Here is a 22,439-nt window from a genome sequence, read left to right as displayed (position 1 = left end):
CCCGAAGTATCCGAAGGTCGCCGAGACGTTAAAGAAAATCGCGAAGCCTGCTTGCCTTCTATGACTTCCCGGCCGACCACTGCCAGCATTTGCGAACGACGGATGCGATCGAGTGGAGGCTGGTGACGGTGCGCCATCGTACGACGCATATGCGCAACTGCGTGTCATGACCACCTTCCTTAGTCTCGCATTCAAGCTGATCGAGGATGCCGGAACACCTGGCGCCGCATCAACGGGCCCGAACAGATCAAGCTGTTGCTGAAGTGCAGCGCCTTCAAGGACGGCGAGACAGTGCAAAGCGATCAACCGGTTCAGCAGAAACCGTGCCGCTTGACGTCGCCGGCTATCAACTGTCCGTACACCAGACTTGACCTTATCTCGCGAAGCCATACTGGGAGCCGACAAATCGCGACGCGCGGTTTTTCATTCATGACGACGCAAGTTTACAAACATTCAGGGACATAGCTTCCTGCCGCTAATTTGTTCGGCTCTCCTAAGATCACCTAGGAACATCCTATAAAGCTCCTATACTCCCTCTGAACCACGCACGTTCAATCATTGCCGCGACGGAAGCGAAGGCCGACGAGATCGGTCACGCCATGTCTTCCCGGTAAAGAGAGATGCCGCCGGCGAAGATCATCACGCGGCCTCGGCTGGACGTATCGATCCCGAAGCTATCCCCACCGCCCCAGCGAGTTTCGCGACGGTTCGCGCCGTCGCGGGCTGCCGCTTGGGTCGGCAGGATCAGGCAATCGTCGAAGTGGGCACCGCTTTGTTCGCTGCGCGCAAGCAGCGCTTGGCGGCCGCCGGAATCGCGCGTGTCTGGCGCGCACAACAGCTCACACACCCAACACGGAGAAATATCATGGCTGCGAGTGGCAATCGCGTTGTAACGTTCATGGGTCCCATGAAGATGGAGTTGCAGACTTTCGACTACCCGAAGCTCGTCACACCGACAGGCAAGAAAGCCAATCACGGCGCCATCCTCAAGATCGTGACGACGAATATCTGTGGCAGCGACCAGCACATCTACCACGGCCGCTTTGCCGCGCCCAAGGGAATGGTGATGGGACATGAGATGACCGGGGAAGTCATCGAGGTCGGGCCGGACGTCGAGTTCATCAAGGTGGGCGACATATGTTCGGTTCCGTTCAACGTCTCTTGCGGACGCTGCCGCAATTGCAAGGAGCGGCATACCGATGTCTGCATGAACGTCAATGACACCGTCGATTGCGGCGCCTATGGTTTCAATCTCGGCGGCTGGCAGGGCGGCCAGTCCGACTACCTCATGGTGCCTTACGCCGATTGGAACCTGTTGTCGTTCCCGGACAAGGACCAGGCGATGGAGAAGATCCGCGATCTCACACTATTGTCGGACATCCTGCCGACCGGCTTTCACGGTCTGATGGAAGCCGGGGCCAAGGTGGGTTCCACGGTCTATATCGCCGGGGCAGGGCCCGTGGGCCGGTGTGCCGCGGCGGGCGCCCGCCTGATCGGCGCGTCCTGCATCATCGTGGCCGATACGAACCGGGCCAGGCTGGACCTGCTGAAAAATAATGGTTGCGAGGTGGTCGATCTCACCAGCGACACGCCGGTGCCCGACCAGATCGAAGCGATCCTGGGCAAGCGCGAGGTGGATTGCGGCGTGGATTGCGTCGGGCTCGAGGCGCACGGCTCGGGTCCGGAGGCGAACAGCGAGCACTCCGAGGCAGTAATCAACACGCTTATCGAAGTGGTGCGGGCCGGTGGAGCAATGGGCATTCCCGGCATCTATACCGACGCCGACCCAAAGGCCAGCACCGATCTGACGAAGAAGGGCAAGCTTCCGATAGACTTCGGCAAGGCCTGGATCAAATCGCCGAAACTAACGGCGGGCCAGGCACCGATCATGCACTACAACCGCGACCTGATGATGGCGATCCTGTGGGATCGGATGCCCTATCTTGGCGCCATGCTGAACACCGAGATCATCACGCTGGAGCGGGCGCCCGATGCCTATAAGACGTTCAGCGACGGCTCGCCGAAGAAATTCGTCATCGATCCGCACGGCAGCGTGAAGAAAGCCGCATAGAGCCGGAAGACGATACGGGGCGCTCGACTGCTCCTCTCCTTCAGGCACCCCCATCCGTCACATGAGGCGAGTGAGACAACCGGACGGATCATCGCCTCGCGAGGGCACCGAAGATAGATCCGCGACATCACGCTGGAACATCGAGCACGAAGTCGTGGCAAGCAATCACGTCGTCGTCTGTTGGAGGTCCGGGCAAAGTCGCCGTCGAGACCCTCCCGGACTCGCAATGCCAGACCCCGCTCGCGCGCAAGCACGATCACGGGGTCATCCTGAAAGTCTATTGGACCCTCATCATTGGAGATCGGAACATGACGAATGACACTCTCAAGGGACTGAAGATCGCGATCCTGATCGAGGAAGGATTTGAGCAGGTCGAATTGGTCGAGCCTCGTCAGGCGCTCGACCAGGCCGGCGCCGAGACCCGCATCGTCTCGCCCAGGGATAAGCACGTGCGCGCCTGGAACTTCACTAAATGGGGAGACGAGTTCCCGGTCGACCTCGCCCTCGACCAGGCCAAGCCGCAGGATTTCGACGCGCTCCTCCTGCCGGGCGGCGTCTTGAACCCGGATGTGCTTCGGACGGAGCCGAAAGCGGTGGCTTTCGCAAAGGCTTTTTTCGACGACGGCAAACCGGTGGCAGCGATCTGCCACGGCCCGTGGACCATCATCGAGACCGGCGCGGCGCGCGGCAGACGCATGAGCTCGTGGGCATCGCTCAAAACCGACCTTAAGAATGCCGGAGCGGATTGGGTGGATCAGGAGGTCGTCGTCGACCAAAACCTGGTCACGAGCCGCAGCCCCGACGATATCCCCGCATTCAATCGAGAAATGATCAAGCTGTTCAGCACGGCGCGCGGGCGGCGTCACGCTGCTTGATATTGTGGGGCGCGCAAGCGAGAACATGGAAGGGCGCCGGTTCGGTTCCACGATGCGCGATGTCGCGGTAATCGGCGTGATGGGCCGACATTCTATTGGCGAATAGTTGGAGAGCAGACGAACATGAAAACAGTAGTCGTCGCAGGCGCGGTCGGAGTCATCGGACGCGGAGTACTCGCACACTATGAGAGCGAGGAGGTCAATCTGGTCGCAGTTTCCCGGCGCGCACCTGATTTCCCGACGCGCGCCAGGCATTTGGCGGTTGACCTATTGGACCGAGACTCCTGCGAGGCGTTGCTTGCACAAGTGCCGGAAGCCACGCATCTCGTGTTCGCGGCCTATCAGGAGAAGCCGACGCCTGCGGAACTGGTCGAGGTGAATCTGCGGATGCTGAAGAACATGGTGGAGGTCATGGAGAAGCACGCGCCGAACCTGCGGCACATCACGCTGATGCAAGGAGGCAAGGCGTACGGCGTGCATATCGGCCCGATCCCGTCGCCCGCGAAGGAGAGCGACCCGCGCCATATGCCGCCGAACTTCTATTACGACCAGGAAGATTTTCTTCGGGAAAGTTCACGCGGCAAATCATGGTCCTGGACTGCACTTCGTCCCGAGGGCGTCGCAGGCGTTGCCGTGGGCAATCCCATGAATCTGCTGATGGTGATTGCTGTCTATGGAACGGTGGCGAAGGCCCTGGGCGTTCCAATGTCATTTCCCGGCCCACGCCCCGCGTACGACGCGCTCTATCAGATTACCGACACTCGAATTCTCGCGAACGCTGTCGATTGGGCGGGCGAAACCGACGCGTGCCGAGGCGAGGTCTACAACATCACGAATGGCGACTACTTCAGGTGGTCCCGCGTTTGGCCACGACTGGCGGAGTTTTTTGATGTGCCGGTCGGTGAGCCGTTCCCCATGTCGTTAGAGCAGATGATGGCCGACAAGGCAGAACTGTGGAATAGCCTGGTCGGGAAGCACAACCTTCGAGACTACCCGTACGAGCAAATCGTATCGTGGAGGTTTGGCGACATGATTTTCAAAACGACCTTCGACAACATCACCAGCACGATAAAGGCGCGCAAGCATGGCTTCCACGATTGCATCGATTCAGAGGAAATGTATATAGAGATGCTGACGGACCTCAGGGAGCAGCGCTACATTCCGTGACGTCAGCCACACCAGGACGTACGTGCTGTCGTGGACGGCCTTCATACCTTGCCTTCCTCAATATAACGGTCAGTTTCGGCGAGTACATGTTACATGCACCGCGTCGCGATGCTGTCGGACGCGAGAGAAAATCCGCCACCTCAATGTATTCCATAATCGTATAGAAGAGTGGTTTTTCTTCATTTTAAAGATATGTCAATCGCCGCTAGTATTCAGACTCCTGGTCGCGCCGCGTGGCGCGCCAGGGGCGGCCGGCGCCCGTAGCCCGCCGCGCCGGGCCGATGCGTAAGCGCCGGTTCAACCATTCATTGTGCGCAGCGACGTCGACGGCGAGGCGAGCGTCTGCGAGGAGACCCGAACGTGAAAATGACCTTCCGCTGGTACGGCGACACGGACCCCGTGCCGCTTGCTTATATCCGGCAGATCCCCGGCATGGTGGGGGTTGTCTCGGCGGTCTACGACGTGCCTGTGGGCGACGTGTGGCCGATCGACAAGATCCTGGCGCTGAAAGTGAAGGTAGAGGCTCACGGGCTGACACTGGAAGTAATCGAAAGCGTGCCGGTGCACGAGGACATCAAGCTCGGCAAACCGACGCGCGACACACTCATCGCCAACTACGGCCAGACGCTGCGTAACCTCGGCGCTTGCGGTGTGAAGGTGGTCTGCTACAACTTCATGCCGGTGTTCGACTGGACCCGCACCTCGCTGGAAATGCCGCTGCCCGATGGATCGACAACGCTCGCGTTCGACACGCAAGCGATCCGCGAACTCGACGTCAGCCAGGGGATCCAGTTGCCCGGCTGGGACGCGAGCTATCGGCCCGAGCAATTGAAGGCCCTGTTGCGCGACTATGAAGCGCTTGACGAAGCCGGTCTGTGGGCCAACCTCGACTACTTCCTGCGCGCGATCATTCCTGTGGCCAAAGAAGCCGGCATCAAGATGGCGATCCACCCCGATGATCCGCCGCGGCCGATTTTCGGGCTGCCTCGCATCGTCAAGAATCGCGCGGATTTGCAGCGCGTGCTGGCTATCGTCGACGATCCCGCTAACGGCCTGACGCTGTGTTCGGGGTCGCTGGGCGCGGACCTGCAAAACGATATTCCGGCACTCGTGCGCGAGTTCGGCGCGCGTGGCCGGATCCATTTTGCACACCTGCGTAACGTGCAAGTCAATACGGCGGGCGACTTTCACGAGACCTCGCATCGCTCGGCCGATGGCTCGCTCGACATGGCGGAAATCGTCAAAGCCTATTTCGAAACCGGCTTCGAAGGCTATGCAAGGCCGGACCATGGACGAATGATCTGGGGCGAAACGGGCCGCGCCGGCTACGGGCTATTCGACCGCGCGCTAGGCGCGGTCTACCTGAACGGCATCTGGGAAGGCCTCGCCAAACATCCGGGCGATCATGCGGCTGAGTAATGCTGCTCTCACAACGCTAGCCGCGCGCGCCGCCGGCGAAGTCGTCGTTCCCGCCTACGATCGCGCGAGCCTTGCACCCGGCATTGTCCATCTGGGCCTCGGGGCGTTTCATCGTGCGCATCAGGCCGTGTACACCGAGCACGCGTTGCGTGCTGGCGACCACCGTTGGGGAATCGTCGGCGTGTCGCTGCGGCGCGCGGACACGTCGGAGGCGCTCGCTCCGCAGGATCATCTGTATGCGGTGGACGTGCGCGACGGCACCGCGGATTCGTTCCAGGTGATCGGTGCGCTGATGACTTCGCTGGTCGCGCCGCAGTCGCCCGCCGCCGTCCTCAATGCGATGACCGATCCGCGCTGCCATATCGTCAGCTTGACGATTACCGAGAAAGGCTATTGCCGCAATCCGGCGAGTGGCGCATTGCAATTCGATCATCCCGACATCGCACATGATCTGCGCGAGGCCGCCGCGCCGCGTAGCGCGATCGGCTTCGTCGTGCGCGCGCTGGCGTTGCGCCGCGCGGCCGGTTTGGGCCCGTTTACCGTGCTGTCGTGCGACAACCTGCCGTCCAATGGCGACACGATGCGCGCGTTGACGCTGGCGTTCGCGCGCGAAGCGGATCCTGCGCTGGCCGACTGGATCGAGCAAAAGGGCGCATTTCCCAACACGATGGTGGATCGGATCGTGCCGCTCACCACCCACGCCGATCGCACGCGCGTAGCGAAGCAACTCGGTGCCGACGATGCGTGGCCGGTGATGACCGAGCCATTTTCGCAGTGGGTGATTGAAGACCGCTTCGCGGGGCCGCGGCCGGCGTGGGAGCACGCAGGCGCGACGCTCGTGAATGACGCGCGTCCCTATGAGCAGGCCAAATTGCGGATGTTGAACGGCGCGCATTCGGCGCTCGCCTACCTCGGGTCGCTGATCGGCTATGACACCGTCGATCAGGCGATCGGCGCGCCGGCGGTGCTGAACTTCGTCGAAAGCATGTTGCGCGACGAGGTGGAGCCGACGCTGTCGCGACCCGCTTTGGCTACCTATCGCGCTGAACTGTTCACGCGTTTTCGGAACACCGCGCTCGATCACCGCTTGCAGCAGATCGCGACCGATGGCTCACAGAAACTGCCGCAGCGCTGGCTGGAAAGCGTGCGCGCCAACCTGAAAAGCGGCGCGCCGACCGAACGTCTCGCCTTTGCGCTGGCCGGCTGGATCGCGTACCTCGGCGGCGTGGATGAGACAGGCCGCACCTACGCGATCGCCGATCCGCTCGCCGACACACTGACCGACGCGGTCCGCTCGACCTTGCTCGCGGATGCAGTCGATGCGGTACGAACACTGTTCGGAATCGAGTCGATCTTTGGTTGCGATCTGCGCGCGCACCCGCGTTTCGTCGCGCAAGTCGCACGCCATCTGGACGCGATTCGCACGCAGGGCGTCGTCAAAGCGATGAACGCTTTACCGCGTCAGGCCATTCACCTAGCCGTAACGACCGCCGCTTTCTGACGGTCGGCAATCCTGAACAAATGGAGGAAGACATGAGCGACCTGCTCGTCAAACCGTCAATGCATGCCGAAGACGGTCAGATCATCCATATCACGCCGGCGAACGCCGGCTGGAAATACGTCGGCTTCGATGTATTCGACCTGAAGCCTGGCGCGACCGTTACTCGTGAGACGGGCGATCGCGAAGTCGTGGTCGTGCTCGTCAAGGGGCACGCAACGGTCGGTTGTGAAGGGCTCGCGAGCCGCGCAATCGGCGGGCGGCTCTCGCCATTCGATGGCGCGCCGTGGTCCATGTACGTGCCACCGCATACGCGCTACACGATCGTGGCCGTGGACGATGTCGAACTCGGCATCTGTTCCGCGCCCGCGAAGGGCGGCTTGCCGCCGCGCTTCATCGCACCTGATGAGGTCAAGCAGGAAACCCGCGGCGCTGGCGCCAATCTGCGTCACGTGCGCCACATCCTGCCGGAAACCGAGCCGGCGGAAAGCTTGCTGGTGGTGGAATCCGTGACACCGGCGGGCAACTGGTCGAGCTATCCGCCGCATCGCCACGATACCGACGATGGCGAGCAGCAGACCTATCTCGAGGAAACCTATTACCATCGCGTCTCGCCGCCGCAGGGCTTCGCGATTCAGCGCGTCTACACCGATGACCGCAGTCTCGACGAAACGCTCGCGGCGTACGACAAGCATGTCGTGCTGGTGCCGCGCGGCTATCATCCGGTTGCCGCGGCGCACGGCTACGACCTCTATTACCTGAATGTGATGGCGGGTCCGCGTCGCACCTGGCACGTACACAACGAGCCGGCGCATGAATGGTTGCTACAGCCAGGCGCAAGCGCCGCGGTGGGCGGCGCGCGCTGAGTCTCGTTGCGATAAGTCAGTCGCTGTCGGCGTCGGTGCCTTGGGTGTCGAATCCGGCAGCCTCGCGCAGCGCTTGCAGCATCGCCCGCGCACCCGGTGAGAGCCTGTCGCCGCGCCGTGTGACGATGCCCGCCGGTCCGAGCTTCAGATCGAGTTCGAACGGTAGCGGTTCGAGCGCGCCGGCAATGCAATACGGCCGCACTGGTTCGCGCGCAAGCGGCGCGATCATATCGCTCATTTGCAGCAGACTCGTGATGACAGGCAATGATGAGCTCTCGACTACATCCGTCGGCAACGCGAGCTGCCGTTCGAGAAAAAGTTGCGTGAACTGATTGCGCATGACGTTGCCTTTAGGCGGCAGGATCCACGTTTGCGGCGCGAGTTCGTTCCAGCTCAGAGTCTTGCGCTTGACGAGCGGATGGCCAACGCGTGCGAACAGCGCGTGCTGCGCTTCTGCGAGTGGGGCGTAGTGCAGTTCCGCCAGGTCGTCCGGATTGCGGATTCGCGCGACGATCATATCCAGCTTGCCTTCCTGCAGACGCTGCACCAGCACTTCGCTGAACTCCATTTCAATGTTGACGCGAATCTGAGGGAAGCGCTTCTTGAGCAGCGCCACGGCCTTCGGCACAAGGTTGGTGGCCGCTGTAACCTCGGTGCCGATCATCGCCTGCCCGGTCAGGCCGGCTTTGAGCGCGGACACTTCGTCGTACGCGTGCTGCAGCTCCGCCAGCACGCTGCGCGCGTGGCGGATCAGCACCTCGCCGTACCAGGTGGGCTCGACACCGCGCGGATGCCGCTCGAACAATTGCACCCCCATGGTTTCTTCCAATTCACGCAGTAACTTGGTCGCCCCGGGCTGCGTCATGTATGCGGCTTCCGCCGCGCGCAAAACCGAGCGATGGATGTCCAACTGAACGATCAGGGCCAATTGGCGCGTCTTCAGACGCGTGGGGTCGAAGCGTCCCGTCGCGGTGGCGCCCACGCCGTTATCAGGATGAATGGCCGAGGTCACGATGTCGTCTCCATGTATTCCGTATCGATATAGATTTTGAGTTATTTTTCATTATAAAAGAATATCGATCGATTCTACTATGCAGATGACGTCTCGCATTCCGATGCGGGGCGGATTCCATCATGGGCATCGAGACCGGCTGCATCCGGCATTCGCGCAGGCAGCCGCACAGGAGACGAAGACGCAATGAACACCCGTACCGCAGACATCCCGCCGGAAGGCATCACTACCGACGAGTTCCTCGGCCGCGTCGCCAAGGTCCGCAGCGCACTCGACAAGGCGGGCCTGGTCGGCCTGCTCGCCTTTGGCGATTGCTGGCGTGGCGCGAATATCGGCTACTTTACCGAGTTCCGTCCGCTCGACGGCGTATCGGACATCGCCAACGCGATCCTGCTGCTGCCCGTGGACGGCGACCCCGTGCTGTTCGTGTCCGATCAATGCTTCGACTACGCGACCAGCGTGACCGCCTTCGAGGTGCGCAGCCTGCGGGACGTCACGCAGCAGGTGCAGGCATTTTCGGCACGGCACCGCAGCGGCACGGTCGGCCTTGCCGGCGCCGCCTATATCCCGGCGGACCTGTTGCAGCGCCTGAACGCCGGTCTCGGCGAACTGAAGCTCGAACCGACAATGGTGCTGGCCGAAATCAAGGCGATCAAGAGCGACGCCGAAGTGGCGCTGATGCGCAAAGCCGCCGCCCTGACCGATTCGGCGATGGCCGCGATTCGCGACGCGCTCGCCGACGGCCGTCCCTACACCGAGCGTGAACTCGCTTTGATCGCCGACCGCGCGATGCTCGCGGGAGGAGCGGACCGGACTGCGTTCGATTCGATGGTGCAATCCGGTCCGCGCTCGGCGTATAACCTGGCGCGCCCCACCGACCGCATCCTGCAATCGGGCGACCTGATCATGACCGACATCGGTGCGCGTTATCGTGGGTACGTAGCCGATGGCGGACGCGGTTTTACCTACGGTCCGGCGAATCCCGAGAAGATGGCGATCGTCGCGGCAGCGGCGCGCGCGGTTGAAGCCGGGCTTGCCGCCGCGCGTCCCGGCATGGCGGCCCTGGAACTGAACGCGGTGATCCAGCAGGCGCTGGTGAAATCGAACTACGAGCAATACTCGAGCGAAGCGCGCGGCCATGGCACCGGTCACGGCACCGGCATGGACCCGGAAGAAGAAGCGCCGTGGATCGGGCCGGGCAACAAGACCGTGTTGCAGGAAAACATGGTCTTTACCCTGAAGGCGACGATCACGGTGCCGAACGTCGGCGGCCTGCGCACGGAACGTATCGTGCGGTTGACCTCGGGCGGCGTCGAAACGCTCGACCAGTTCCCGATGGAGCTGCACTGGTGAGTGCAGCGAATTTATCGTAACGTGCCGGCGGACCCGCGCCGCCGGCACGCAGCAGTGCAAGACCTAGATTCCCAGAGAAGGGAGGAGACATGAACACATCGCCCATTTCATCCGGCAACGCGCCGGTTATCAGCCGGTCGGCCGTCAACCGTGTGCTGGTTGCATCGGTGGTCGGGACCGCCATCGAGTGGTACGACTTTTTTCTGTATGCCACCGCTTCGGCGCTGGTCTTCGCCAAGCTGTTCTTCCCCTCGTTCGATCCGGTGGTCGGCACCATCGCGGCGTTCGGCAGTTTTGCGGTCGGCTATCTCGCACGGCCCTTTGGCGCCGTGTTCTTCGGGCACTTTGGCGATCGCATCGGACGCAAGGCGACGCTCGTCGCGACGCTGACAATCATGGGCGTCGGCACCTTCGTCATCGGCCTGCTGCCGACTTACGCCTCGATCGGCGTCTGGGCGCCGGTCCTGCTGGTGGCGATGCGCTTCCTGCAAGGGCTCGGCGTCGGCGGCGAATGGGGCGGCGCGGTGCTGATGGTGGTCGAAACGGCGCCGGCCAGCAAACGCGGCTTCTTCGGCGCGTTCCCGCAATTGGGCGTGCCGCTCGGATTGATGCTCTCGACCGCGGTGTTCAAAGCCGTTTCGAGTCTGCCGTCAGACGCGTTCTATTCATGGGGATGGCGCCTGCCGTTCCTGCTGAGCGTGGCGCTGATCGCGATCGGCCTGTTCATCCGCTTGCGCGTCATGGAGTCGCCGGTATTCGAACAGATCAAGGCGAGCAAGCAGGTCGTGAAGGCGCCGCTGATCGAATTGCTGCGCCGGCATCCGAAAGACCTCGTGCTGACGATCGGGACGCGCTTCGCGGTCGACATCACTTTCAACGTGATTAACGTGTTCGTGCTGGTCTATGGAACGACGCGGCTCGGCTTGTCGCGTGGTCTACTGCTGAACGCCATCATCCTGGGCTGCGCGTTTGCCCTGATCACGCTGCCGCTGTTCGGCAAACTGTCGGACGTGATCGGACGCCGGACCGTCTTCATGCTCGGCGCGGTGTTCGTGGCGATCTATGGATTCGCATTCTTTCCACTGCTCGAGACACGCAATCCGACCTTGATTTTCGTGGCGTACGTTTGCGGTATCGCGTTGAGCCAGGCGTCGGTGTACGGCGTGCAATCGACGTGGTTTGCCGAACTGTTCGGTACGCGGGTGCGTTATACGGGTGCTTCGCTGCCGTATCAAATTGCCGGCATCATCACGTCGGGACCGACGCCGTTGATCGCCACCTATCTGTTCGCCACGTATGGCCAGACGCTGCCCATTTCGATCTATATCGCGGCGACCGGATTGCTGAGCCTGGTGTGCGCGTTTTTCCTCGCTGAGACTTTCAGGCGGGATCTGTCGGCAGAGCCGGAAGATGAGGCGGCCGCTGCTCTCAGCGCACGTACGTCCGCACACTCGCCGCATCCTCTGCCGCGCTGAGCGCAAATCGATCCGGCCGCTTTGCTCCATGCAGAGCGGGCCAGGATCGTACAGGCCCGCTCACGCGAAGACCGCCGTATTGCATGGCGGCCCGTGCTGTAGCGGCGGATTCGAAGTAGCTTGCGCCCGGCATGCCGGGCGCTTTGCTTCGTGGCTTCGCGATATCGAATCGCCAAAGCGCCGAAGTGCCGAAGCGCCGAAGCGCCGTCGATCAGAACAGGCTGAAGTCGTCGTTGCTATCGGGGATGGCGTTAAGCACGTCCCGCAGCGCGCGCCAGCCGAACCATCCCGCGAGATTCGCCGACATCGCCAGCCAGCGCGACGCGTGCGTGCTCGTGCGCGTCGTCGGCGCTCGATGTTGGGCTTCGACCTTGCGCGCGTCGAGCGAGCCACGGTGCAAAGGGCAGGTAGGCATGCAGTGTCTCCTTTTCAGGGGGCGGTGCCGGCGGCAGTCGCCGCGGTCGCGGCCGCGCGCGGCAGAATCGCCGCGAATACTTCCGCTAGCGTCATTGCGCCGAAACGCCGCTCACTGATGCCGGCTTCAACGTCGATACGGCCCGCGTTGTGCGCGTCATAAAGTTCGGTGATCAAACGCGCATGGTGTTCGCCGAGCCCCGCGCCTTGCAGCATCGCGCCCCATTCGCCGCGCGGCACCTCGCGCGCGACGACGGCACGGCCCGCCAGTTCGCTGAGCGTGCGCGCCACATCCAATGCGCTGGCGCGCTCGGCGCTTTCTATACTCACCACGCGCGGCGAGACCGGCTGCGCGCCATCGTCGAGCAACAACTCGGCGGCGAGCGCGCCCACGTCCTGTGCGGCGACAGTCGGAAAGCGCTTGCTCAACGGATGATGCAAACTCGGCAGCGCGCCGCTTGCGAGCGCGAGCGGCAGCACACGCGCCCAGTTGTGCATATGTTCGGCGGCGCGCAGAAACGTCAACTGCGAATCGACCGTTCGCAATTGCGTTTCAAGCTCGTGAAACAGCGTGGTGATGCCCGTGCCGGCCGGATGTTCCGCGCCGTAGTCGGAGAGCGCGACAATGCGCGGCGGCGGATCGACACGCAATGCCGCGACGCTCACGTCGATCATGCGCCGCATTGCCTGCGCGCGATCGGCGTGCCCACGCGGCAGCGGACATAGCAGCTGCACCGCATGCGCGCCTTCGATGGCGCGTGCCACCGTGGCGGCGTCGAGCAGATCGGCCACGACGACTTCGCAGCCGAGTTCCGCGAGGAATTCGCCCTGTTGCTGATCGGGGACCACCGCGCGCACGTCGCGGCCCGCCCGGCGCAATGCCGCCGCGCTTACTTTGCCGACATTGCCGGCGGCTCCAAAAATCACGAACACGTTGCGCTCCCTGGTTGACTCGGTATGACCTCATCTTAGGGACGCAGCGGCCAGAAAGCGCGCGGGCAAGGATTGCGCCGCGCAGATTCGGATGACGGTTTTCGCATGCGGAACCGCAGCGGAAGCGTTGAATCACGTAGAGTCGAGCGAACCCGCGCAAAACGCCGCACAATGCAGACTCACTCGCCGTCACCCACGAGGGAAACAATGAATGCAGCGATACCGACACCAGTAGGGCAACCGTTGCCGCATAGCGGTTCCCGCCTCGCGTTGCGCTCGAGCAGGCTGCTCGGCTGGGAGGGCTTCGGCGCGGAACTGGTCAACGTGTCGGCCGGGCTGCACCGTATTCCCGCATTCAATTACCACCGGGTGGGCGTGCATGTCGGTGCGCCGGTCAGGGCGCGCTGCCTGTGCAACGAGCGGCGCCACTCGCGAATCCAGGCGCATGGCGACGCCGACGTGATTCCCGCCGGACTCGACGGGCAGTGGAGCGACGAAACCGCCTGCACGATTTTCAGCGTGTGGATCAGCGAGGCGTTTGCGCAGCGGACCGTCGAGCAACTGTCGTTGAAATCGGCCGATGCGCAATTGCGTCCGCAATTCCAGATGCGCGATCCGCGCTTCCAGCATCTCGCGTGGGCTTTGCGCGCCGAGCTCGAAGCGGACGAACCATCCGATCCGCTTTACGCTGAAAGCCTGTGTACGGCGATGGTGGTGCGCCTGATCGGCGGCGCGCCGATGCTCGACAACAAGCGGCGCCCGCTCGCGCCGAAAACGGCCGCGCGCGTGATCGAGTTCATCGAAGCGCATCTGGACCAGCGGCTCACGCTAAGTGAGCTGGCCGTGCTCGTCGGGTTGAGCGTGCCGCATTTCAAGGCGCTGTTTCGCGAAACGCTCGGCATGCCGGTGCATCAATACGTGGTGCAGCGGCGGGTGGAGCGCGCGCGAACGCTGCTGCTGCAAGGCAAGCTCAGCGCGAGCCAGATTGCGCTGGATACGGGCTTCGCGCATCAGAGTCACATGGCGCATTGGATGGGTCGCCTGTTGGGCGTGACGCCGCGCGAGCTGATCCGCTCAACGGCAAATGCAAGCAGCGTTGTCGAGTTCGAATCGAACCAGGTCCGCAGCATTGCCATACCGCGATAGCGTCTTGAAACGCGCGGTGCGCACAGCCCCACACGTTCGAGGCCGCGCGCCCGCAAAATAAAAAACAAACCGCAATGCAGCCGGGTCATCAACCCGGCGCCGCGCCCGTCAACTGCGAATACACGTCATGTGAAAGTTGCAGCAACTCCTTGCGGTCGATTCCTCCCGACACCGCATAGCCGAAGTCGCCGTCAATCCAGTAGAACACGTTCACCGGGCCGTCCTGATACAGCTTGAACGCCGTCGTATTCGAGTTCTGCTGGCGACGCGAAATGCACAGCGTGACGCGCTCGCCGTTCGGCCCGCGATACATGAATTGCGCGGTTGGTCCATCGGCACCGGGCAGCAGGCGCCCGCCCGAGAGGTTGAAGCCGCTCTTCGAGAGAACCGGCGGATGCACATTGGTGCCGAGCCGGTTGGCGAGCCACTGCACGAAATCCTGTTCGTGGTCGTCGGTGCTCAACTCGGTCGGCCGGTCGACGGCGGGCATATAAACCACATGCGCCACCGCCGCCTGGCGCGCGAACATTTCCGAGCTGTCCGCACTGACAGGGCGCGTGTCCGAGTGGCCGCCCGCGACCGGCGCGATCACGTCCTGGCCCATATGCGTGCCCACGCCGATGCCCACGCCCATCACCAGCGCCGCCGCCATCCCGGCGAATTGCGGCCAGTTGGCGGCAAGCCGCCAGCGGCGCGGCGCGGGTGCTTGCAGGCGCTTCGGCACGGGCTCGTTCAGCACGCGGTCATAGCGCTCATGGAACATGCTATTCAGCGAAAAATAATCGCTGACGCGCGCGGCCAGCTCGGGATTCTGTTCGAGCGCGCGCTCCACATCGGCACGGCGTTCGTCGGACAGCGTGCCATCCACATACGCATGCAGGTCTTCTTCACCGATCGGCATAGTCTGGTCGCTCATCGCACCACCTGTAATTTTGCACCGGGCTGCGTGCCCGCCATCAACGCCCGCAAGCGTTCGCGTCCGCGCGACAGCCGCGACATCACCGTGCCGAGGGGAATGTTCAGCGCAAGCGCCACGTCGGCATAGCTCATTTCCTCGAGGCCCACCAGCAGGACGACTTCGCGCTGCTCCATGGGCAGGCGCTGCAACGCGTAGTCGAGGTCGCGCATTTCCAGCGAACGGGTCTGCTCGGAGGGCACGGCGAATTCGCTCTCGGACACGCTTTCGTCGTCGACGGCCACGTGGACGGCGCGCGCCGACGCCTTGCGCGCCTGATTGGCGAACACGTTGTGCATGATCGTAAACAGCCACGCGCGCAGGTCGGTGCCTGGCTGGAACATGCCGGTGCGGCCGAGCGCGCGCTCCAGCGTGTCCTGCACCAGATCGTCGGCGAGGTCGCGATTGTTGATCAGCGCTCGTGCGTAGCGCCGCAATCGCGGCACATGTTCCATCAACTCGTCACGGACATCCATTTTTTATCCCAGTCGTGGGGTTTTCCGCGGGCAGGGAGGTGTACTGCGGTCGCGCGAAAAGACGCATTTGAGATGCGAACACGGTTGCGCGCACTTTATTCCGCCGCCGTGTCTGAGGTCGTGAATTGCATGCTGTATCAATCACATCGTCATCGCATGGTCATCGCATGGTCATCGCGTCGGCGGCGCGCATCAGGCCGTGGGTGCGGGCGTCGCCGGCGACCACGAAACGCTGCCGCTGCGCGGTCCACAGCAACAGGCGAATCTCGCCGATGCGTCTGGCGGACCACTGCGCCTGCGTCGGCGCGAACAGGGCCAGAGCCGACAGCAGCACCACCGGTTGATTGTCGCCGTTCAGATAGATGAATTCGCTGACCCGCTGCAGCGGCCCCAGCGCCACCACGCGTCGGTCCACGAGGCGCAATCCGATCGCCGAGAGATTCGGCGCGGACGGATCGACGCGCGTGGGCGATGCAGCTGAAAGCTGGCCGGCGGCGCTTTCCGCGAGCGCCATCACCGCGGCATTGTTCAGCGCCTGGGCGGACACCTGGGTGGCGGCGAGCCAGCCGCTCGCCACCGCCAACGTCAGCGCGAGCGCCGCCAGCGCGTTGAGCCACTTCCGCGTGCGTTTTGACATGTTGATGCGCTCCGGCACGCGGCGCCACCCTTTGACACGGCCCGGCGCCGGTTCGTCAGTTGTTTGAAAAGCCTGCTGGATCTGCGCGTTCAGTCTGCCGTAAAACGCCACGCGGCGTGCCTCCGCCGGATCCTTGCCGAGATACTCCCGCAGAAACGCGGCGCGCTCCGGCGTCAGCGTGCCGTCGGCGTAGGCCTGAATGTCCGCTTCGGAAAGCGGCGAATCGGAAGGGGCGTCAGTGTTCATGGTGTCGGCGTGCGTCGAAGTTCGGCTGTCGAGGGGCGAACACGCACACACCCCAGTTTATTCCATATGTTTCGCACGCCAATTTCTACGCTGCCGGCGCTCAGGCGAGCGCATCTTCGTGCAGCCCTCACCGCGCCGGCCGCACGCGAGCTAACCCGGTTGCGCGTCCGTTTATTCCCGCTTTCGAATATGTTTTCTCTCTCGCGTCGAGGCAGGAATAAAAGCCGCCGACCCGTGGTTCTCCCTCATGCAAACCCGCACAAAACTCATTGGAGTTCATCATGAAGAAGATCACTTTCGCCGCATTGTCCGTTGTTGTTCTCGCTGCTTCGTCGAGCGCTTTCGCGCAAGGCAAGACGCGTGCTGAGGTGTACCAGGAATTGATCCAGGCCCAGCAGAACGGCCTGAACTACGTCACCGATGCATCTTATCCCGACGTGAGCCCGGTGTTCGCGCAGCAGGTCGCGCAGCACAAGGAAGCACTCGCGAAAGAAGCGGCAGCCACCCCCCGCGTCGCGAATCACGACGCGCAAGCAGGCAGCGTCAATTGAAGTGGCGATACCCGGCGCGCAACCGGAACGGGCGCGCCGGATATCGAATGGAATAGATCGCTGCATCGTGTGTTTGCCCGGTAAGCGTATCTATCCGACAGAGGAGTTTTCGTGGCAAAACCATCCGTTCCCAATCCAGCGCCTGCCTGCGTGCCTTGCCGACTCGCCGTGATCGGCGCGGCCGTGCTGGTGCTCGCCGGCGGCTTCGCTTACACAGCAGGCTGGCTGACGCCGGCGCGTCTCACCGCGCCGCGCATCGTCAATACATTCGAATCGGTGGCGGGTCAGCCGCATCCCGGTTATCGGCGCAATCATGCGAAGGGTCTGTGCATCGAAGGCTATTTCGACAGCAACGGCGAGGGCGCGTCGCTGTCCAGCGCGGAGGTTTTCGCGGCCGGCCGCACGCCGGTCACAGGACGCTTCGCGGTGCCCGGCGGCAATCCGTCCGCGCCGGATACCAGTTCGCCCGTGCGCAGCCTCGCGTTGCTGTTCCAGTTGCGAAACGGCGAACAGTGGCGCACCGGCATGAATTCGACGCCGGTGTTCGCGGTGCACACGCCCGAGCAGTTCTATCAGCAACTGAGCGCCGCGAAGCCCGATCCGGCGACCGGCAAACCGGACCCGGCGAAACTCAAGGCGTTCTACGCCGCAAATCCCGAAACGCAGCCGTTTCAGGCGTGGGTGAAGGCGCATCCGCCTTCGTCGAGTCTGGCGAATGCGGCGTACTACAGCATCAACGCATTCCGTTTTACCGACGCCGCCGGCAACACGCGCGCAGTGCGCTGGGCGATGGTGCCCGAGACGCCGTATGCGCCGATCACGGACGCCGAAAAAGCCGAAAAGAATTTCCTCGCAGCCGACCTCGATCAGCGCCTGCAAAACGGACCTTTGCGCTGGCATCTGATCCTGACCGTCGCGAAACCCGGCGACCCCACTAACGACGCCACGCTGCAATGGCCCGACGATCGTCAACATATCGACGCGGGCACGCTCGTGATCGATCACACGACCTCGCAGGCAAACGGCACGTGCCGCGACGTCAACTTCGATCCGACGATCCTGCCGGCGGGCATCGAGCCATCTGACGATCCCTTGCTCGCCGCGCGTTCAGCGGCGTATGCGCTGTCATACAAGCGCCGCACGCGCGAGGAAGCCTTGCATCCCGCGATTCATCAAGCCCAGACAAACGGAGATCACTCATGAGTTCGACGCGCACCCATTTCAGTTCGCTCGCGCGCCTGTTGCATTGGACGATGGCGCCGCTGATCATCGCGATGCTGTTCATCGGCGTGGGCATGGTCGCCACCGTCTCGCGCGCGCACGACACGCTGATCGCGATTCACCGGCCGCTCGGCATTGCGTTGCTGCTGCTGGTGCTGCTGCGTGCGGGCGTGCGCATCACCAGCAGCAGTCCGCGGTTGCCCGACGATATGCCCGCGCCGCAGCGGCTCGCGGCGAAGGCCTCGCATCTGCCGCTGTATGTGTTGATGGCCGCCATGCCGTTGATCGGCTGGGCGATGCTGTCCGCCGCGGGTTATCCGGTCACGCTCTACGGTCCGCTGCATCTGCCGCCCATCGCGCCGCAAAACGTCGAGCTGTTCGCGTTGCTGCGCGCGTTGCACACGTGGCTCGCATTCGCTTTGTTCGCCACCGTGCTGCTGCATCTCGCGGCCGCGCTGTTTCATGGGCTGATCCGGCGCGACGGCGTGTTTTCGAGCATGGCGCGCGGCGAACGCTAGTGCTTCTTTAGCGCTTCACGCGTTCCGAACGCGGATCGTAAGGCGCCTTCAGATGCAGCGTGGCCGGAAGCAGTTCGCCCGCAACGTCGATTGCATAGCTGCCGCTGTTCAGATACGCCGCATCCGCAGCGCCGGCGGGATTGTTCACGTAACCCATTGCCACCGGACAGCCGAGCGTGTGGCCGAACGCCGCCGAACTCACGAAGCCCACCGGCTTGCCGTCGCGCAAAATCGCTTCGCCGCCCCACAACATGCGATCCGCGGCGCCGTCGGCGGTCAGCACGACCATGCGGCGGCGCGGCGGTTCGGCGCGCAATTTGAGCAGCGCGTCGCGGCCGCGAAATGCAATGTCCTTGTCGAGCTTGCACGCGAACGAGAGCCCCGCTTCGAACGGGTTCGTATCCGGCGTGAGTTCGCGGCCCCACGCACGATAGCCTTTTTCGATGCGCAAGGAGTCGATCGCGTAGTAGCCCGCGTTGACGAGGCCGAACGCTTTACCCGCCGCGTGCAGCGCCTCGTACACGCCGACCGCGAATTCCACCGGCACGTACAGTTCCCAACCAAGTTCACCCACGTACGTGAGGCGCGTGGCTCGCACCGTCGCATAGCCGAGGTCGACCTCGCGGCTCTGGCCGAAGCCGAACGCTTCGTTGCTCCAGTCCGCTTTCGACATGCTTTGCAGCAGTTCGCGCGAACGGGGGCCCATCACGGCGAGCACCGCATATTGGCCGGTCACGTCGACGAGCGTGCAGTGCTTGTCGTGCGGAATCAATTTTTCGATGCCGTCGAAGTCGCGCGTGCTTTGCGCCGTGCCGGTGACGAGCAGGTATTGATCGTCCGCGAGCCGCGTGAGCGTGAAGTCGGACTCGTAACCGCCGCGCTCGTTGAGCATGGCGGTGTATACCGTGGTGCCGGTCGGCACATCCACGTCGTTGGCGACGATGCCTTGCAGCACGCTTTGCGCGTCGCGCCCCTTGACGAGAAATTTGGAGAACGACGTCATGTCGAATAGCGCGACGCCTTCGCGGCACGCGCGGTGTTCGGCGCCGCTCCACGGCAGCCAGTTCTGCTGGCCGAAGGCGTACTCGATCTTCGCCTCATCAGGCGAAGGCGCGAAAAAGTTGGCGCGCTCCCAGCCCATCTTGCTGCCGAAACAGGCGCCTTCGTCACGCAGCAGCGAATACAGCGGCGAGCGGCGAAACGGCCGCGCGCTGTCGAGTTCGCGATTCGGCCATGGCATCGCGTAGTGCAGGCCGAGCGTTTCCTTCACGCGATCGTGCAGCCACGTGTCGTTGCCGTTGAAGCGCGCGAAGCGGCGAATATCGACCGGCCACAGATCCACGGTCGGCTCGCCCGCGACGATCCATTCCGCGAGCGCCATGCCCGCACCGCCCGCCGACGCGATCCCCATCGAATTAAAACCCGCGCCGACGAAAAAGCGCCGCAGTTCGGGCGCTTCGCCCAGCATGAAGTTGTTATCCGGCGTGAACGATTCGGGGCCGTTATAGAACTGCTTCACCTGCGCCGTTTCGAGCGCGGGCACGCGCTGCAATGCATTTTCCATCAGGATTTCGAACTGATCCCAATCATCCGGCAGCAGTTGAAACTCGAAATTCTCGGGGATGCCGTTCATGCCCCACGGTTTCGCGTCCGGCTCGAAGCCGCCCATCACGAGGCCGCCCACTTCCTCCTTGAAATAGATGAAGCCGTCCGGGTCGCGCATGACCGGCAAATCCGGATGCACGCCGGCAATCCGTTCCGTGACGATGTAGTAGTGCTCGGCCGAGTGCAGCGGCACGGTCACGCCGCACAGGCGCCCGACGGCCTTGGCCCACTGGCCCGCGCAATTCACGACGATGTCCGCGCCGAGCGTGCCTTCCTCGCCGTCCTTGTTGCGCCACGCGAGGCCGCTGACTTCGCGCGCGCCGTTCGCCTTGCCGTCCTGCGCGGTGCGCGTATGGATCGCCGTAACGCGGGTATTTTCGACGATGCGCGCGCCGCGCTGGCGGGCGCCGCGGGCGAGGGCCTGGGTCAGATCGGTGGGATTCGCCTTGCCGTCGCCGGGCAGCCAGACGGCGCCGAGCAGGTCGTCGGTGCGCATGACCGGCCACAGGTCGCCGGCTTCGCGCGGGCTGATCACGTCGCAGGCCACGCCGTAAGCGCGCGCGACGGCGGCGGTGCGTTTCAATTGTGTCATGCGCTCGGCCGTGCGCGCTACCGAGAGTGAGCCGCATTGCTTCCAGCCGGTGGCGAGGCCGGTATCGGCTTCGAGTTCGGCATACAGCGCGGTCGAATAGCGGATCAGCTTCGTCATGCTTTCCTGGGCGCGCAACTGGCCGACGAGACCGGCGGCGTGCCAGGTCGTCCCGCACGAGAGTTGCCCCTGTTCGAGCAGCACCACATCGGTCCAACCCAGCTTCGTCAGATGGTAGGCGACCGAGCAGCCGATGATCCCGCCGCCGACGATGACGACGCGAGCGTGAGTAGGAATGGATGTGGGCATGTGTGGAAATGCGTGGATTGAGTGTGAACAGATTGCGGCAAAAAGCCACGAAATGCAACGAACGCGCAACCTTGTTGTGATTGGAGCGGCGTCATGCAATGGTCATACGATCGTGGTTTTGAAACGTAGCTGTCGCACCAAGGGCGTGTTTCCGAAGAACCGGACTTGCCGTTACCACTGCCAAAATGTGGTTTTGATTGGAAACGTGTGGCTATCCGACCCAGCAGACTGTGTCTTTTGCTAGACTCCACTAAACCGTCACCGCCCAATCGCCATGTTTTCCAACCAGCGCCAAGCCGAAATCCTGCGACTCCTCCGCGAGCAGCGCACCTGCACGATCACGGATCTCGCCGGCCGTTTCGACGTGTCCGACGAGACCATCCGCCGCAATATCAAACCGCTGATCGCGGACGGCCTGCTGATCAAGGTCCACGGCGGCGTCATGCTGCCTGAGCGGCTCGACGAGCCGCCGTTCCAGCGGCGCATGACGGCGAGCCAGGAGGGCAAGCGGGCAATCGGCGCGCGCATCGGCGAACTGGTGCGGGATGGCGATTCACTGATCCTGGAGGGTGGCACGACCTGTCTGCATATTGCGCAGGCGCTCGCCGCCCGCTCGCGGCTCACCGTCGTGACCCCTTCCATCGAAGTCGCGCGCGTGCTGGCGCCGCGCAATGGCAACCGGGTTTTCATCACGGGCGGCGAGTTGCGGCCGGACGATTGCGCGGCGGTCGGCGACAGCGCGCTGGCTTTTCTACGGCAGTTTTACGTGCGCTACGCGATCGTCTCGGTCACCGCGATCGACATGCAGGGGCGTTTCATGGACGCGCTGCCCGCCGACGCTGCGTTTTCGCAGGCGGCTTTCACTCAGGCCGAACGCCGCGTGGTCGCGGCGGATCACGCGAAATTCGGCCACAGCGCGCTGGTGCATGCGTTCGGCGCCGACGCCGTCGATCTGCTGGTGACGGACGAAGCGCCGGCGCCCGCACTGGCTCAGGTGTTCGCGGCGGCGGGGGTGGATGTGGAGGTGGGCACACAAGCAATTTCGTCCAACGCGTAAAATGGCCGGTTACCACAGGCAATCGATGCCGCACAGACAGTCACCG

The 22,439-nt window shown here is 63.4% G+C and carries 21 protein-coding genes and 1 pseudogene; 14 read left to right on the top strand and 8 right to left on the bottom strand.

The features are described 5' to 3' along the window. Position 1: 1 nt before the first annotated feature. Positions 2-318, top strand: a pseudogene (locus B0G80_RS48295) (transposase); the annotation flags it as partial. A 274-nt stretch (positions 319-592) separates the two neighbouring features. Here the strand turns inward: B0G80_RS48295 and B0G80_RS29955 are convergent. Then, positions 593-835 carry a hypothetical protein gene (locus B0G80_RS29955; RefSeq protein ID WP_116121573.1) on the bottom strand — a complete coding sequence of 81 codons (243 nt, stop codon included), beginning with the start codon at positions 833-835 and terminating at the stop codon, positions 593-595. A gap of 30 nt (positions 836-865) precedes the next feature. Here B0G80_RS29955 and B0G80_RS29950 point away from each other — a divergent pair, with 30 nt between their 5' ends. The 6 genes from B0G80_RS29950 (at position 866) to iolB (ending at position 7,896) form a co-directional block, all read left to right on the top strand. After that, positions 866-2,071 carry an alcohol dehydrogenase catalytic domain-containing protein gene (locus B0G80_RS29950; RefSeq protein ID WP_220377503.1) on the top strand — a complete coding sequence of 402 codons (1,206 nt, stop codon included), beginning with the start codon at positions 866-868 and terminating at the stop codon, positions 2,069-2,071. A 308-nt stretch (positions 2,072-2,379) separates the two neighbouring features. Continuing rightward, positions 2,380-2,946 (top strand): type 1 glutamine amidotransferase domain-containing protein, encoded by a 567-nt coding sequence (locus B0G80_RS29945; protein ID WP_116121572.1) that lies wholly within the window; start codon positions 2,380-2,382, stop codon positions 2,944-2,946. A gap of 123 nt (positions 2,947-3,069) precedes the next feature. Next, positions 3,070-4,113, top strand: a complete 1,044-nt coding sequence (locus B0G80_RS29940; RefSeq protein WP_116121571.1) for an SDR family oxidoreductase — start codon at positions 3,070-3,072, stop codon at positions 4,111-4,113. 366 nt (positions 4,114-4,479) lie between these two features. Continuing rightward, the gene (gene uxuA, locus B0G80_RS29935) at positions 4,480-5,532 is read left to right on the top strand and encodes a mannonate dehydratase (RefSeq protein WP_116121570.1); all 1,053 of its coding nucleotides are present in this window, start codon (positions 4,480-4,482) and stop codon (positions 5,530-5,532) included. Next, complete coding sequence (locus B0G80_RS29930; RefSeq protein WP_116121569.1) at positions 5,519-7,033, top strand: mannitol dehydrogenase family protein; 1,515 nt, start codon at positions 5,519-5,521, stop codon at positions 7,031-7,033. The genes uxuA and B0G80_RS29930 overlap by 14 nt, the downstream gene beginning before the upstream one ends. A gap of 32 nt (positions 7,034-7,065) precedes the next feature. Continuing rightward, complete coding sequence (gene iolB / locus B0G80_RS29925; RefSeq protein ID WP_116121568.1) at positions 7,066-7,896, top strand: 5-deoxy-glucuronate isomerase; 831 nt, start codon at positions 7,066-7,068, stop codon at positions 7,894-7,896. Between the two features lie 16 nt (positions 7,897-7,912). Here iolB and B0G80_RS29920 read toward each other — a convergent pair whose 3' ends face one another. Continuing rightward, positions 7,913-8,908 (bottom strand): LysR substrate-binding domain-containing protein, encoded by a 996-nt coding sequence (locus tag B0G80_RS29920; RefSeq protein WP_116121567.1) that lies wholly within the window; start codon positions 8,906-8,908, stop codon positions 7,913-7,915. A 186-nt stretch (positions 8,909-9,094) separates the two neighbouring features. Between B0G80_RS29920 and B0G80_RS29915 the strand changes: the two genes are divergently transcribed. Both B0G80_RS29915 and B0G80_RS29910 read left to right on the top strand, forming a co-directional pair. Continuing rightward, positions 9,095-10,261 (top strand): Xaa-Pro peptidase family protein, encoded by a 1,167-nt coding sequence (locus tag B0G80_RS29915; RefSeq protein ID WP_116121566.1) that lies wholly within the window; start codon positions 9,095-9,097, stop codon positions 10,259-10,261. Between the two features lie 89 nt (positions 10,262-10,350). Continuing rightward, positions 10,351-11,736, top strand: a complete 1,386-nt coding sequence (locus B0G80_RS29910; RefSeq protein ID WP_116121565.1) for an MFS transporter — start codon at positions 10,351-10,353, stop codon at positions 11,734-11,736. Between the two features lie 211 nt (positions 11,737-11,947). On the opposite strand, the gene B0G80_RS29905 is transcribed toward B0G80_RS29910, so the two are convergent. Both B0G80_RS29905 and B0G80_RS29900 read right to left on the bottom strand, forming a co-directional pair. After that, entirely contained in the window at positions 11,948-12,151 is a 204-nt protein-coding gene (locus tag B0G80_RS29905; RefSeq protein WP_116121564.1) for a hypothetical protein, read from the bottom strand. A 14-nt stretch (positions 12,152-12,165) separates the two neighbouring features. Beyond that, positions 12,166-13,083, bottom strand: coding sequence for an NAD(P)H-binding protein (locus B0G80_RS29900; protein WP_116121563.1), 918 nt, complete (start codon positions 13,081-13,083; stop codon positions 12,166-12,168). A gap of 207 nt (positions 13,084-13,290) precedes the next feature. On the opposite strand from B0G80_RS29900, the gene B0G80_RS29895 reads away from it, so the two are divergent. Continuing rightward, on the top strand, positions 13,291-14,229 hold the full coding sequence (locus B0G80_RS29895) for an AraC family transcriptional regulator (RefSeq protein WP_116121562.1): 939 nt from the start codon (positions 13,291-13,293) through the stop codon (positions 14,227-14,229). An 88-nt stretch (positions 14,230-14,317) separates the two neighbouring features. On the opposite strand, the gene B0G80_RS29890 is transcribed toward B0G80_RS29895, so the two are convergent. The 3 genes from B0G80_RS29890 to B0G80_RS29880 form a co-directional block, all read right to left on the bottom strand. Beyond that, on the bottom strand, positions 14,318-15,145 hold the full coding sequence (locus B0G80_RS29890) for an anti-sigma factor (RefSeq protein ID WP_116121561.1): 828 nt from the start codon (positions 15,143-15,145) through the stop codon (positions 14,318-14,320). After that, positions 15,142-15,660: a sigma-70 family RNA polymerase sigma factor gene (locus B0G80_RS29885; protein WP_012426855.1), complete on the bottom strand. Its 519-nt coding sequence runs from the start codon at positions 15,658-15,660 to the stop codon at positions 15,142-15,144. Before B0G80_RS29885 ends, B0G80_RS29890 begins: the two co-directional genes overlap by 4 nt. A gap of 160 nt (positions 15,661-15,820) precedes the next feature. Further along, positions 15,821-16,543: an anti-sigma factor gene (locus B0G80_RS29880; protein ID WP_116123764.1), complete on the bottom strand. Its 723-nt coding sequence runs from the start codon at positions 16,541-16,543 to the stop codon at positions 15,821-15,823. Between the two features lie 281 nt (positions 16,544-16,824). Between B0G80_RS29880 and B0G80_RS29875 the strand changes: the two genes are divergently transcribed. The 3 genes from B0G80_RS29875 (at position 16,825) to B0G80_RS29865 (ending at position 18,833) form a co-directional block, all read left to right on the top strand. Further along, positions 16,825-17,094 (top strand): DUF4148 domain-containing protein, encoded by a 270-nt coding sequence (locus B0G80_RS29875; RefSeq protein WP_116121560.1) that lies wholly within the window; start codon positions 16,825-16,827, stop codon positions 17,092-17,094. A gap of 111 nt (positions 17,095-17,205) precedes the next feature. Further along, positions 17,206-18,297 carry a catalase family peroxidase gene (locus B0G80_RS29870; protein WP_116121559.1) on the top strand — a complete coding sequence of 364 codons (1,092 nt, stop codon included), beginning with the start codon at positions 17,206-17,208 and terminating at the stop codon, positions 18,295-18,297. Further along, positions 18,294-18,833 carry a cytochrome b gene (locus tag B0G80_RS29865; protein WP_116121558.1) on the top strand — a complete coding sequence of 180 codons (540 nt, stop codon included), beginning with the start codon at positions 18,294-18,296 and terminating at the stop codon, positions 18,831-18,833. The genes B0G80_RS29870 and B0G80_RS29865 overlap by 4 nt, the downstream gene beginning before the upstream one ends. Positions 18,834-18,840: 7 nt before the next feature. On the opposite strand, the gene B0G80_RS29860 is transcribed toward B0G80_RS29865, so the two are convergent. After that, positions 18,841-21,336, bottom strand: coding sequence for an FAD-dependent oxidoreductase (locus B0G80_RS29860; RefSeq protein ID WP_116121557.1), 2,496 nt, complete (start codon positions 21,334-21,336; stop codon positions 18,841-18,843). Between the two features lie 274 nt (positions 21,337-21,610). Here B0G80_RS29860 and B0G80_RS29855 point away from each other — a divergent pair, with 274 nt between their 5' ends. Beyond that, positions 21,611-22,393, top strand: a complete 783-nt coding sequence (locus B0G80_RS29855; RefSeq protein ID WP_116121556.1) for a DeoR/GlpR family DNA-binding transcription regulator — start codon at positions 21,611-21,613, stop codon at positions 22,391-22,393. Positions 22,394-22,439: the final 46 nt, after the last annotated feature.

The organism is Paraburkholderia sp. BL6669N2 (genome assembly GCF_003387275.1).
GTDB lineage: Bacteria > Pseudomonadota > Gammaproteobacteria > Burkholderiales > Burkholderiaceae > Paraburkholderia.
Note: the sequence above shows the minus strand (reverse complement) of the source record. Positions and strands in the feature narration are given on the sequence as shown.